12 protein-coding genes are annotated in these 12,059 nt (G+C 70.8%); 3 read left to right on the top strand and 9 right to left on the bottom strand.

Annotated features, from left to right (window positions below):
* Window positions 1–19: 19 nt before the first annotated feature.
* From OHT77_RS15790 to OHT77_RS15760, 7 genes are all read right to left on the bottom strand, one after another.
* Window positions 20–541: a DUF3291 domain-containing protein gene (locus OHT77_RS15790; RefSeq protein ID WP_328829078.1), complete on the bottom strand. Its 522-nt coding sequence runs from the start codon at window positions 539–541 to the stop codon at window positions 20–22.
* A 43-nt stretch (window positions 542–584) separates the two neighbouring features.
* A complete protein-coding gene (locus tag OHT77_RS15785; RefSeq protein ID WP_328834252.1) occupies window positions 585–2,042 on the bottom strand; it encodes a penicillin-binding transpeptidase domain-containing protein in 1,458 nt (485 codons plus the stop codon).
* Between the two features lie 8 nt (window positions 2,043–2,050).
* Entirely contained in the window at window positions 2,051–3,409 is a 1,359-nt protein-coding gene (locus OHT77_RS15780) for an FtsW/RodA/SpoVE family cell cycle protein (RefSeq protein ID WP_328829076.1), read from the bottom strand.
* A 61-nt stretch (window positions 3,410–3,470) separates the two neighbouring features.
* A complete protein-coding gene (locus OHT77_RS15775; protein ID WP_328829075.1) occupies window positions 3,471–3,920 on the bottom strand; it encodes an SH3 domain-containing protein in 450 nt (149 codons plus the stop codon).
* A 107-nt stretch (window positions 3,921–4,027) separates the two neighbouring features.
* The gene (locus OHT77_RS15770) at window positions 4,028–5,278 is read right to left on the bottom strand and encodes a HAMP domain-containing sensor histidine kinase (RefSeq protein ID WP_328829074.1); all 1,251 of its coding nucleotides are present in this window, start codon (window positions 5,276–5,278) and stop codon (window positions 4,028–4,030) included.
* Window positions 5,275–6,048, bottom strand: a complete 774-nt coding sequence (locus OHT77_RS15765) for a hypothetical protein (protein ID WP_328829073.1) — start codon at window positions 6,046–6,048, stop codon at window positions 5,275–5,277. Before OHT77_RS15765 ends, OHT77_RS15770 begins: the two co-directional genes overlap by 4 nt.
* 93 nt (window positions 6,049–6,141) lie before the next feature.
* Window positions 6,142–6,648, bottom strand: coding sequence for a protein-tyrosine phosphatase family protein (locus OHT77_RS15760; protein WP_328829072.1), 507 nt, complete (start codon window positions 6,646–6,648; stop codon window positions 6,142–6,144).
* Window positions 6,649–6,744: 96 nt separating this feature from the next.
* Here OHT77_RS15760 and OHT77_RS15755 point away from each other — a divergent pair, with 96 nt between their 5' ends.
* On the top strand, window positions 6,745–7,548 hold the full coding sequence (locus tag OHT77_RS15755) for a nuclease-related domain-containing protein (protein ID WP_328829071.1): 804 nt from the start codon (window positions 6,745–6,747) through the stop codon (window positions 7,546–7,548).
* A 78-nt stretch (window positions 7,549–7,626) separates the two neighbouring features.
* The gene (locus OHT77_RS15750) at window positions 7,627–8,145 is read left to right on the top strand and encodes an SMI1/KNR4 family protein (protein ID WP_328829069.1); all 519 of its coding nucleotides are present in this window, start codon (window positions 7,627–7,629) and stop codon (window positions 8,143–8,145) included.
* A gap of 33 nt (window positions 8,146–8,178) precedes the next feature.
* Here OHT77_RS15750 and ligD read toward each other — a convergent pair whose 3' ends face one another.
* A complete protein-coding gene (gene ligD / locus OHT77_RS15745; RefSeq protein WP_328829068.1) occupies window positions 8,179–9,060 on the bottom strand; it encodes a non-homologous end-joining DNA ligase in 882 nt (293 codons plus the stop codon).
* A 97-nt stretch (window positions 9,061–9,157) separates the two neighbouring features.
* On the opposite strand from ligD, the gene ku reads away from it, so the two are divergent.
* Window positions 9,158–10,237, top strand: coding sequence for a non-homologous end joining protein Ku (gene ku / locus OHT77_RS15740; RefSeq protein ID WP_443048031.1), 1,080 nt, complete (start codon window positions 9,158–9,160; stop codon window positions 10,235–10,237).
* A 188-nt stretch (window positions 10,238–10,425) separates the two neighbouring features.
* Here ku and OHT77_RS15735 read toward each other — a convergent pair.
* A protein-coding gene (locus OHT77_RS15735; protein ID WP_328829066.1) for an IS3 family transposase occupies window positions 10,426–11,678 on the bottom strand; the annotation gives its coding sequence in 2 pieces (ribosomal slippage) (window positions 10,426–11,396 and window positions 11,396–11,678; 1,254 coding nt in all).
* Window positions 11,679–12,059: the final 381 nt, after the last annotated feature.

The raw sequence follows: 12,059 nt of genomic DNA, 5'->3' as shown, positions 1-12,059 counted from the left end.
GTCGCCTCCGACCGTGTTTCTAGACCGAACAGCCCAGCCCCTCAGGGATGTTCACCGGCGTCACCGGCCCCGCCCCCTGCGCCGGGAACGACGTCCGCAGCGTGAACGCGTACGGCGTCGGCCCGTGCACCCGGAGATGCAGCAGACGTTCCTCCGCCTCCGCCACCGTGGGGTGATGCCCCGCCGGCACCCACCACAGGACGGTCATCGCCTCCCGCACCCGCTCGAACCACTCCCGCCGCCGAGCCAGCAACTCCCGGTGCTCGCCCCGGTACATGAACGCGGTCAGGGCGTCCGTGTCGCGCCACACCGACATGTTGATGATCAGCCAGTCGTCCCCGAGGACCGGCACGTCCGTCGCGTTGCCGGAGTCGGACTGGAGCCGCCAGACGAAGCCGCCGGCGGTGTCGGCGGTGGCGTTCACGGGGTCGAGGGCGGCGACGAAGTCCGCCAACTCCGGGGAATCCAGAGGGAATCGGAGGCGGCCGAGGTTGGCCTGGGCGAGTTGGTACGCGGGTGATGTCCCGAAGCGCTCAGTCATGACCGAACGGTAGGTCGGCGCGTTCGGCCCCCGGTACCCCGTCTCAGGACCCGAGCACCGCCTCCATCACCGCCTTCGCGATCGGCGCCGCGTCCCCGCCGCCGCTGATGTCCGAGCGGTCCGCCGACGCGTCCTCCACCACCACCGCGACCGCCACCTTCGGCTCGATGTCCCGCTCGCCCTGCGCCCAGGACACGAACCAGGCATACGGCGTCCCGGCGTTGCCGATGCCGTGCTGCGCGGTGCCGGTCTTGCCGCCGACGGTCGCGCCGGGGATCGCCGCGTTCGCGCCGGTGCCCTCGGTGACGACGTCCTCCATGAGTTCCTTCATCTGTACGGCGGTCGCCGGGTGCATGGCCTGGCGGACGGGGCGCGAACCGTTCGTCGACACCGTCTCGCCGCCCCGCCGGGTCGTCCGCTCCACCAGATACGGCTGTCGCAGCTGCCCGCCGTTCGCGACCGCCGCCGCGACCATCGCCATCTGCAGCGGCGTGGCCCGCGTGTTGTACTGCCCGATCGACGACAGCGCCAACTGGGCCTTGTCCAGGGAGGTGTCGAAGGTGCTGGGGGAGACCGAGAAGGGGATTCGCACCCCGGCGTCGTTGAAGCCGAACGCCTCCGCCGTGGTGCTCATGTTCCCTACGCCGACATCGACGCCCAGCTTCGCGAACACCGTGTTGCACGACCACTCGAAGGCGGACCGGAGCGGCGCGTCCGCGCAGCCGTCGCCCTCGTTCGTGAGGGTCGTCGTCGTGCCGGGAAGCGTGTACGGGTCGGGGGACTTGGTCGCCGCGTCCAGGTCCGTCACCACCCCCGCGTCCAGTGCCGCCGCCGCGGTGACCACCTTGAACGTCGAACCCGGCGGATAGGTCTGCCGTACCGCCCGGTTGAGCATCGGCTTGTCCGGGTCCGCGTTCAGACGCGCCCAACTGCGGTTCGCCGAGCGGCCGTTGCCCGAGAGGCTGCCGGGGTCGTAGGACGGGGTCGAGACCAGGGCGAGGACGCGGCCGGTCGACGGCTCGATCGCGGCGACCGCGCCGGTGCGGGTGCCCAGGCCGTCGTAAGCCGCCTTCTGCGCGGCCGGGTCGAGGGTGGTGACGACGTTGCCGCCGGGGTTCTGGCCGCGCGTGAGGTCGTTCCACAGCGGGAACGGCGAGAGCATCGGGTCGGTGCCGGAGAGGATGCCGTCCTCGGAGTGCTCCAGGAACGTCGTGCCGTACTCCTGCGAGGCGAAGCCGGTGACCGGGGCGTACAACGGGCCGTCCTTGTACGTCCGTTCGTAGCGGAGCTGCTCGCCGGAGTCGCGGGAGCCGGTGACCGGCTTGCCGCCGACGAGGATGCGGCCCCTCGGCTGGTCGTAACGGGCGATGGTGTGGCGGCGGTTGGCGATGTTGTCGTCGTAGGAGCGGGACTGGAAGATCTGGACGCGGGTGGCGTTCACCAGCAGGGCCAGCAGGAGCAGGGTGCAGAAGGCCGCCGCGAGGCGGATGTGGCGGGTCATGGCGTCGGTCACGCGGCCACCTCGATGTCGTACTGACGGCGGGACGAGTCGCTCAGCCGGATCAGCAGGGCCACGATCGCCCAGTTGGTGACGACCGAGGAGCCGCCCTGGGCGAGGAACGGCATCGCCATGCCGGTCAGCGGGATCAGCCCGGTCACCCCGCCCGCGATCACGAACACCTGGAGCGCGACGATCGACGCGAGCCCGACCGCGAGCAGCCGCCCGAACGGGTCGCGCAGCGCCAGGCCCGCCCGGTAGCCGCGCTCCACGAGCAGGCCGTAGAGGATGAAGATCGCGGAGAGGCCGGCCAGGCCCAGTTCCTCGCCCGCCGTCGCCAGGATGAAGTCCGACTTCGCGGCGAAGCCGATGAGGATCGAGTGGCCGAGCCCCAGGCCCGTGCCGAGCATGCCGCCGGCCGCGAACGCGAAGAGGGACTGGGCGAGTTGGTTGGGACCGTGGCCCGCGTCGATCGACGCGAACGGGTGCAGCCAGTCCTGCACCCGGCTGTGGACGTGCGGTTCGAACCGGCCGACGGCGACCGCGCCGAGGGCCGCGAGCAGCAGGCCGACCGCGATCCAGCCGGTGCGGCCGGTGGCGACGTAGAGGAGGGTCACGAACAGGCCGAAGAAGAGGAGCGAGGTGCCCAGGTCGCGTTCCAGGACCAAGACGCCCACGCTCAGCAGCCAGATCGCGACGATCGGGCCCAGCACGCGCCCGGTGGGGAGCTGGAGGCGCCAGACACGGCGGCCGGCGTAGGCGAGCGCGTTGCGGTTGGCCGCCAGGTACGCGGCGAAGAAGACCGCCAACAGCACCTTCGCGAACTCGCCCGGCTGGATGGAGAATCCGGCGATCCGGATCCAGATCCGCGCCCCGTTCACGGCCGGGAAGAAGACCGGGAGGGTGAGCAGGGCGAGCGCGGCGGCCACGCAGACGTACGCGTAGCGCTGGAGGACGCGGTGGTCGCGCAGGGCGAGCACCACGACGATGAAGAGGGTCACGCCCAGGGTGGACCACACGAGTTGAGTGGGAGCCGCCCGGTCGCCCGGGGTCTCCAGGTCGAGCCGGTAGATGAGGACGAGCCCCAGGCCGTTGAGCAGGACCCCGATCGGCAGGAGGAGCGGGTCGGCGTACGGCGCCCGCAGGCGCACCGCGATGTGCGCGACGAGGGCGAGCACGCCGAGCCCGGCGCCGTAGCCGGCGGCGCCGGGCGGGACCGTGCCGTTCTTGGCGAGACCGACAGCGCAGTAGCCGTACACGGAGAGGAGTACGGCCACGACGATGAGGCTGAGTTCGATGCCACGGCGCCGGGGGAGGCGTACAGCGGGTGTGGGAAGGTCCGCTGTGACGGTGGTTCCGGCGTTGGTCATGTCCGGAACTTACCCAAATGGTGCGGGTTGTGTGCCTTGGGTGGTGCGTGTGTCTCGACCGTCAGCACCAGCGCGGGGCGGGGCCGATGTTGTCGATGTACCGCGCCGAGCCCCAGGCCCAGGTGCCGTCCGTGAGGAGGTACCAGAGCGGGTTGCCCTGGACGTTCGAGCCGCCCGTCTTGCAGAAGATCGAGACGCGCTCGCCGCGGTAGGCGTACCGGATGACCCTGCTGCCGCGGTCCGGGCGGGAGCGCAGGGCGAGTTGGTCGGCGGTGACGACACCCCGGTACAGCCGCGGGTTGTCGTGGCCGCCCTGGTGGTCGTAGTCCCCGCGGCCGTCGAAGTCGTCGTCGCCGCGCTGGTTCCACCCGCCGTCGTCCTGGCGGCTGACACCCGGGTCTTCGTCACCCCAGTCGCCGTCGGCCACGGCGGGAGTGACGGCCGCGACGCTGACCAGCGCACCGGCGGCGACCGCTATCCCGAGACGACGCAGGGAGAGGCTGAGGGACATGGGGGTACCTCCAGAAGTGGGACGAACCTGACTATTCGCCACATTAGGAGGAGGGGCGACCCAACGCTCATCACGCTGGTCCACACGAGCAACCCCCGAGCTGTCGACTAGCCCCCCGCAGAGGGCAAGGTCAGAGTCGCCACCGCCCCACCGTCACCCGCGTTGGAGAACTCCAACCGCGCCCCCAGCACCTCCGCCTGCCCGAGCGCGATGGTCAACCCCAGCCCATGCCCGGTGGCCCCGCCCTCCGTGCGGAACCGCTGCGGCCCATGCGCCACGAGGTACTCCGGATACCCGTCCCCGTGATCCCGCACGGTCACCACCGCCCCCTCCACGGTCACCACCACCGCCCCCCGCCCATGCCGATGCGCGTTGGCGACGAGGTTCCCCAGCACCCGCTCCAGCCGCCGCCGATCCGTCTCCACCCACTCGTCCCGCACGACGACGACCTCACCGCCGCCCCCGGCCCCCCGCACCACCCGCTCGGCCACCGCCCCCAACCGCTCGGTGTCCAGCTCCACCTTCTCCCGCCGCGTATCGAGCCGGGAGATCTCCAACAGGTCCTCGGTCAGCGTCCGCAGCGCGGCCACCCGATCCCGCACCAACTCGGTGGGCCGCCCCGGAGGCAGCAGCTCGGCCGCCGCGTGCAACCCGGTCAACGGCGTACGCAACTCGTGCGCCACGTCCGCCGTGAACCGCTGCTCGGTCAGCAGCTTCCCCTGCAACGACGACGCCATCGTGTCCAGCGCGGCGGCCACCGCGGCCACCTCGTCCTGCGGCAGGTTCGCGTCCTTCGTACGGGGATCGTCGACCCGCGCGTCCAGGTCACCCGCGCTGATCCGCCGGGCCACCTGCGCCGTACCGTGCAGCCGCCGCGTCACCCGGGTCACCGCGAACGCGCCGACGAGCAGCGTCGCCCCGATCGCCAGGCCGGACGACCAGAAGATCGCCCGGTCGAGCCCGGCGATGGTGCCCGCGCCCTGCGAGTAGTCGACGGCCACGGCGAGCACCCGGTCGTCGTCGGCGGGACCCGCCGCCCACATCGTGGGCCGCCCCCGGTGCTTGCCGACCATCGTGCCGCGCTCCCCGCCGGCCGCCAGCCGCCGCAGCGCCACCGGCAGGTCCGCGGAGTCGACCCCGGCGCCGTGCACGAGCGAGTCCCCGGCCTCGTACTGGTTCGTCGCCGTCCGCAGCCGGGACAACGCGAGGTCACGGGCCTGCCCGACGGTCTGGTCGGTCACCGACACATGCACCAGGACACCGAGCAGGGCGGCCAGCGCGCAGCACATCACGGTGATGAACACGCCGGCCTTGAAGGCGAGGGTCCCGGCCCACCGGGGCAGCGCGAGCCGGGTCACGGCGTGGCCGAGGGGGAGGCGGAAGAGGAGGGGAGGGCGCCGGGCGCGGCCGGGGTCGCGCGGCGCACCCCGTGCTTACGGCTCCCCGTCCGCAGGAACTCGTCGTGGGTCAGCAGCATCGCCTTCTGATCCGCGTCCCAGGTCCACTGCACGCGGTACTCGTACCCCGCCAGCTCCGAAGGCGAGCGGATGATCACCGAGTGCCCGGCGAGTTCGACCCCGCTGACGGCGTCGTCGTTGGCCATGACCTGCACGAGCCTGTGCTTCTCGACGGTGTAGACCCGCACGGCCGTCATCTTGGTCGGCAGCAGCCGGAACCCGAGCGTGAGGTCGTCGCGTCCGTCGCCGGTCAGGTCGCGGTAGTAGGGCTTCAGGACGGGACAGGCGCTGTCTCCGGCCTTCTCGCAGTCGGCGATGCGGTCGCCGGTTCCGCGGTACGGCGCCTTGGCGCCCTCGTAGTCGCTGGGGTGCGCGGCGATCTCCGCGCGTACGACGGCGACCGGGTCGACCTGGTGGATGTCGTCGCCGGGGACGGTGATGCCCTTCACGGTCTCCGTGTCCGCCTCGTCGAAGTCGTAGGCGGGGGAGGCGGCGGGCGACAGATTCGGCCAGAGTCTGGCGGGGCTCGTCGCCGTCGGGGTCGCCCCCGCGCCCCGCAGCGCGCCGGTGTCACCGCAGGCCACGGCGGTCGCCAGCAGCAGGGCGACGGCGGCGGTGGTGCGGGCGGCGCGCACGGGGCGGCCGGGGCGGCGGGGACGACTGGGGGGCACTGCTCTCCTGCGGGGCGCGGGTGTGTGACCCGTACACCCTATTCGTAGGGAAGTCCCTTTTGTTCGACTGCTCCGGTGGAACGGGGGAAACGATTACTCGGCCAGTTCCTCCAGCAGCCGGGCCGTGGACAGGCCCGTCCGCAGGTACTCGACGAACAGTTCGTTGTGGAGTGCCCACGGGGACCGGCGGGCGCGGATCAGCCGGATCGCCTCCTCGGTGGAGTGCCCGCGGCGGACCAGCGCGTGGGCGACGACCAGGCCCGACCGGTTGTAGCCGTGGTAGCAGCGGACGAGCACCTTCCGCCCCGCGTCCAGCGCGTCGCACGCGGCGACCGCCAGCCGCATGACGCCGGCCAGCTGGGTCCCGTCCAGCGGACCGTCCGGAATCGGCCAGACATGGTGCTCGACACCCGTGTCGGGACCGTGCCCCGGCAGCCGCAGCAGCGTCTGCACGAGATCGAACTCGTCCCGCACCACCGCGAACTCCGGTTGCCCCGAACGCCCGCGGAACTCGTGCCCGCCCATCCACAGACCGGGCGTGATCTCGCTCCACGGAGTGTCCGGAGCGGGTACGTCGGGTTGCTTCCTGCGCGTCCGCAACGGCGCCTCCCCAAGCCCCAGCGACTGACCCAAAGGTAACCGGGTTCTTGCCCCTTGAGCACCCCGCCTGTTCCCATGGTCGGGGGGTGATGGTGCATGAGCGGACTGCGCGTGATACCGACCTGGCGCCATGGTCAGGAGCGGCTGTACGTCTGTCACACCGACGGAAGGAACGTCGCCTGGTACGACAGGGAGGCGGCCCGGATCAACCTGCTGAGCGAGGACCGCAGAGAGGACGTCCTGCACGCCCTCGGCCCCTTCCTCACCGGCCCGGTCACGGTGGGCCCGCCACCGGTGCCGACCCCCGCGGAGCTGGCCCGCCTGACCCTCCACCCCGACGACGACCTGGCCCCCAACCGCCCCGGCGAGGCCCTCCACGTGGCCCTCGACCGCGACCCGGGCCCCCAGCACCGGCTCCGCCCCGACCCCCGCCGCCGCGCCCTCATCGCGGAACAGGCGGTGGGCGACGCCCTAGACGCCCTGGACGGCGCGGGCTGGCACGCCCTCCACTCCATCCCCCTCCCCGGCGGCGACCGCCTCCACCACCTGCTGATCGGCCCCGGCGGGCTCTACGCCCTGCACACCCTGTACGCCCGCAAACAACGCGTCCAGGTGGCCGACCCCATGGTCACCCTGGGCCGCCGCGACCCCCTCCCCCTCCTCCGCCGGGCCCGCTCCGACGCGGCCCGCGCCTCCTACGCCCTGACAGCCGAGGTCCACCCGGTCCTCGCCCTCTCCGGCCCGGCCGACATCACGACGACGACCCCGCTCCGCGAAGTCCGCGTACTCCAGGACACGGAACTCTCCGGACTGGCAAGAACGGGCGGGGTGTTGAAGCCGGCGGATGTGGAGGCGCTGCATGCGATGGCTCGGGATCGGCATACGTGGGGGAGGGTGTGAGGGGACGGGGGTTCGAGGGGACGGGGGGTTCGAGGGGACGGAGTCAGCGAACGGGCGACCTCCCCTAACCTCACCTCCATGACCGCGTTCGACGACCTCACCCGCCTTGTCCCTCCACCGCCGAACCCCCTGGGGGCGAACGGGGACTGGAACGAGGTGGAGGCAGCACTCGGCGTCCAACTTCCCGCGGACTTCAAGCAGTTGGTGCGGGCCTATGGCGCCCACCACTTCGCGGAGTTCCTGACGCCGCTCACGCCCTTCGCCGGGCGGGACCTGCTGGTCGGCCCCGCGAAGCGGCTGCTGGAGCAGGAACGCGGCTTCCGGGACCGGTACCCCGAAGACTCCCCGTACCCCTTCTACCCGGAGCCGGGCGGCCTCCTGCCCTGGGCGGGTACGGACAACGGGGACCGCGTGTGCTGGCTCACCGCCGGGAAGCCGGACGCGTGGACGGTCGTCTGCTGGAATCCGCGCGGCTGGTACTACGACCCGCATCCTGTGGGCGCGGTCGAATTCCTGGTCGGCTGGCTGTCGGGACGCATCAGCACCAGCGTGTTCCCTGACGCGACCGAGTCCGCCGAGTCCGCCGAGGAGGGCTGATCCGCCACTCGCCGGCATCGGGTGAGGCGACGGTCACGGCACGGACCCCGCACGCCCCGTGTCGAGCAGGGGTGCCAGCAGATCCCCGTGCTCCTCCAGCCGTACGCCCATGTCCGGTGCGAGGAAGGCGAGTTGGCGTGCGGACCGGCATGCCTCGACCTCCTCCCATGTCACCGGTGCCGAGACACCCGGGGCCGGGCCCACCCGTAGCGTGTACGCCGTGGCCGTGGTCTTGCGGGCGGCGTTCTGGCTCCAGTCGACGAACACCTTTCCCGGCCGCAGGCTCCGGGTCATCCGGTGGACGACGAGCCGGGGGAGTGCCGCCTCCGCCTCCACGGCGAGTTCCTTCGCGTACGACACCGCCCGCTCCGACGGCACCGGCGTGACCCCCGCCAGCAGATGCAGGCCCTTCGACCCGGACGTCTTGGCGTACGTCTCGATCCCGTCCGCCGCCAGCCGCTCCCGCAGCCACAGCGCGACCTCGCAGCACTCGACTACGGTCGCGGGCGCCCCGGGATCGAGGTCGAAGACGAGGCGGTCGGCGAGGTCCGGCTCCCCGATGACCCACTGCGGTGTGTGGAACTCGGTGACGAGGTTCGCCGCCCACATCAGGGACGCCAGATCCTGCACCAGCACCATCCGCGCCGGCCCCTCCGAGCGCGGCACCTCGGCCGTGGTGACCCAGTCGGGTGTACCGGGCGGCACGTTCTTGGTGAAGAAGACCTGGCCGTCGGGGCCGTCCGGGTAGCGCAGGAAGGACACGGGCCGGTCCCGCAGCTGGGGCAGCAGGACCCTGGCGGTCGTGGCGTAGTAGTGCAGGACCTCGCCCTTGGTGAAGCCGGTCGCCGGGTACAGCACCTTGTCCAGGTTGCTGAGCGCGAGCCGTCGCCCCTCCACCTCTGTGATCGGCGTCATACGATGAGAATCACACGGAATCGTGACGAACCGGACGTGAGCCGGGGCGTCGTAGGCCGGAGAGCTGTGTGCCGGAAACGGAAGGCGGGTGCGGCAGGTGCGATCCATATGGAACGGCGCCATATCCTTCGGCCTGGTCAGCATCCCGATCAAGCTGGTGAACGCGACCGAGAGCCACTCCATCTCCTTCCGCCAGATCCACACCGAGGACGGCGGCCGCATCCGCTACCGCAAGGTCTGCGAACTGGAGGACCGCGAGGTCACCCAGGCCGAGATCGGCAAGGCGTACGAGGACGCGGACGGCACGATGATCCCGATCACGGACGACGACCTGGCCCAGCTGCCGATCCCGACGGCGCGGACGATCGAGATCGTGGCGTTCGTCCCGGCCGACCGGATCGACCCGCTCCAGATGGACGCGGCGTACTACCTCTCCGCGAACGGCGTCCCCGCGGCCAAGCCGTACACCCTGCTGCGTGAGGCGCTGAAGCGGAGCCAGAAGGTGGCCATCGCGAAGTACGCGCTCCGGGGGCGGGAACGGCTCGGCATGCTCCGCGTGGTCGACGACGTCATCGCCATGCACGGGCTGCTCTGGCCGGACGAGATCCGTGTCCCCGAGGGCGTCGCCCCCGACACCAGCGTCACCGTCCGCGACAAGGAGCTCGACCTCGCGGACGCCCTGATGGACACCCTCGGCGAGGTCGACCTCGCGGACCTCCACGACGACTATCGCGAGGCGGTCGAGGAGATGATCACCGCGAAGGCCTCCGGCGAACAGCCCGCCGAGTCCCCGACTCCGGCCCCCAGCGGCAAGGTCCTCGACCTCATGGCGGCCCTGGAGAAGAGCGTCCGCGAGGCGAAGGAGTCGCGCGGCGAGGACACGGGCGAGGACGCCGGCGCGGAGACGGGGAAGAAGGCCGAGGTCAGACCGATCTCGTCCCGGTCCGCCCGAGCGACCCCCAAACAGACCACCGGCAAGAAGTCGACGTCATCGGCGACGAAGAAGACGGCCTCGTCAAAGAAGCCCACGGCATCGACGTCGACCTCGGCGAAGAAGTCGACAGGCGCCACCAAGAAGACCGCCGCATCCGCCAAGAAAACCCCGGCGAAGACAACAGCGAAGAGCGCAGCGAAGACCCCGGCAAAGAAGGCAACTCCGCGCAAGCGCACTGCGTGAGCCTCAACTCGCTTGGCGGGTGCACTGCTTGGGGCGGGTCTTCTTCTCGGCGGGCGGGCGGTTCGAGCGAGGCTTGCGCCCGGTAGGCGTCTGGCGTGGTCCTGAACTCGCGTGGCGGATAGACGGCTTGGGCCGCGCTCCTTTTCGGTGGGCGGAGGGTTTGAACCGCCCCGGGTTCGGTAGAGATCTCAGATTATGGTTGTGACCTGGGGTTTCGTGGGTTCCATGTAGTGGTTGGCTTCGTACTCGACGGGCGGAACGTGCCCTATCTCACCGTGGAGTCGGCGGTGGTTGTACCAGTCGACCCATTCCGCAGTGGCCAACTCGACCTGGGAGAGAGACTTCCAGGGCCGTCTGGGCTTGATCAGCTCGGTCTTGAACAGGCCGATCGTGCTCTCCATCAGGGCATTGTCGTAGGCGTCGCCGACCGATCCGATCGAGGCGGCGATGCCGGCGGCGTCCAGATGCTCGGCGAGCCGGAAACTCGTATATTGCGACCCGGCATCCGAGTGGTGGATCAACTCGCCTGGCTGAACTGGGTGTTGGTCGCGGTCGCGTTGCCACACGGCCATCTGCAGGGCGTCCAGGACGAAGACCGTTTCCTTCACGGTGGCCGCGGACCAGCCGACGATCCGGCGGGAGAACGTGTCCACGACGAAGGCGACGTAGACGACTCCGGCCCAGGTCTTCACGTGGGTGAAGTCCGCGACCCAGCAGCGGTTGGGGGCGTCGGCGACGAAGTCTCGGTCCAGCAGGTCCGGCGCCCGTTCGGCCTGGCCGCCGGGCAGCGTGGTGATCACCTTCCTGCCGCGGACGGCGCCGGTGATGCCGAGTTCGCGCATGAGGCGCTCGACGGTGCAGCGGGCCACGGCATGTCCCTGCCGGTTCAGTTCGCGCCAGATCTTGCGGGCCCCGTAGACGCGGTAGTTGGACGTGTGGACCTCTTGGATGCGCTCTTTGAGTTCCTCGTCGCGCACGGAACGGGCGGAGGGGGCTTCGAGGCGTTTCTTGTGGGCGTAGTAGGTGGAAGGGGCGATCTTGCAGTCGTGCTCGGTGAGCGTCCTGCAGATGGGCTCGACGCCGCCGAAGCGGTCCCGGTGCTCGTCGATGAACGCTACGAGCGTGTGTGTGGCCGGTCGAGCTCGGCCGCGAAGAAACTCGCCGCGGCCTTCAGGATCTCGTTGGCCCGCTTCAGTTCGGCGTTCTCCTTCTTCAACGCCTTGAGCTGGGCGGACTCCTCCGTCGTCGTTCCCGGACGCTGGCCCCCGTCGATCTCGTGCTGCTTCACCCAGTTCCGCAGCGTCTCGCGGGAGCCGATGCCGAGCTTCTCGGCCACCGCCTGCAGGGCGGCCGTCTCGTTCGGGTAGTCGTCGCCTACCTCGGCGACCATGCGCACCGCGCGACGGCGGAGCTCAAGCGGGTAACGGGAAGGTCGTGCCATGACCCGATCCTTTCATGAAATCGAGTCTCCATTCGAACCGGGGCGGTTCAGTTCGAGCGTGGTTCGCGTCTGGCAGGCGTCTGGCGTGGGCCTCAACTCGCCTGGTCGATGCACTGCTTGGGCCGCGCTCCTTTTCGGTGGGCGGGCGGTCCGAGCGTGGCTTGCGGCCGGTAGGCGTCTGGCGTGGTCTCAGCCATAACTCGCCTTGCAGGCGCACCGCTTGATTCCTCGGCCGTTCCAGCCGCACCCGCCTCGCCAAACGCCCGGCGCGGGCCCCCGCAAAGAAGCGCCCCGAACCGAAACCCGCCTACCTTCCCCGCAAGCGCAACCCGCCCCCCAACTCACCCTGCACGTAAGCCGCTTGAGCCACCCCGCCCCGCC

Source organism: Streptomyces sp. NBC_00252, from assembly GCF_036187565.1.
Lineage (GTDB): Bacteria > Actinomycetota > Actinomycetes > Streptomycetales > Streptomycetaceae > Streptomyces.
Note: the sequence above shows the minus strand (reverse complement) of the source record. Positions and strands in the feature narration are given on the sequence as shown.

Excerpts from the sequence above, each read along its gene's own strand:
- OHT77_RS15790 (WP_328829078.1), bottom strand. The coding sequence starts at position 541 with ATGACTGAGCGCTTCGGGACATCACCCGCGTACCAACTCGCCCAGGCC.
- OHT77_RS15785 (WP_328834252.1), bottom strand. The coding sequence starts at position 2,042 with ATGACCCGCCACATCCGCCTCGCGGCGGCCTTCTGCACCCTGCTCCTG.
- OHT77_RS15780 (WP_328829076.1), bottom strand. The coding sequence starts at position 3,409 with ATGACCAACGCCGGAACCACCGTCACAGCGGACCTTCCCACACCCGCT.
- OHT77_RS15775 (WP_328829075.1), bottom strand. The coding sequence starts at position 3,920 with ATGTCCCTCAGCCTCTCCCTGCGTCGTCTCGGGATAGCGGTCGCCGCC.
- OHT77_RS15755 (WP_328829071.1), top strand. The coding sequence starts at position 6,745 with ATGAGCGGACTGCGCGTGATACCGACCTGGCGCCATGGTCAGGAGCGG.
- OHT77_RS15750 (WP_328829069.1), top strand. The coding sequence starts at position 7,627 with ATGACCGCGTTCGACGACCTCACCCGCCTTGTCCCTCCACCGCCGAAC.
- ligD (WP_328829068.1), bottom strand. The coding sequence starts at position 9,060 with ATGACGCCGATCACAGAGGTGGAGGGGCGACGGCTCGCGCTCAGCAAC.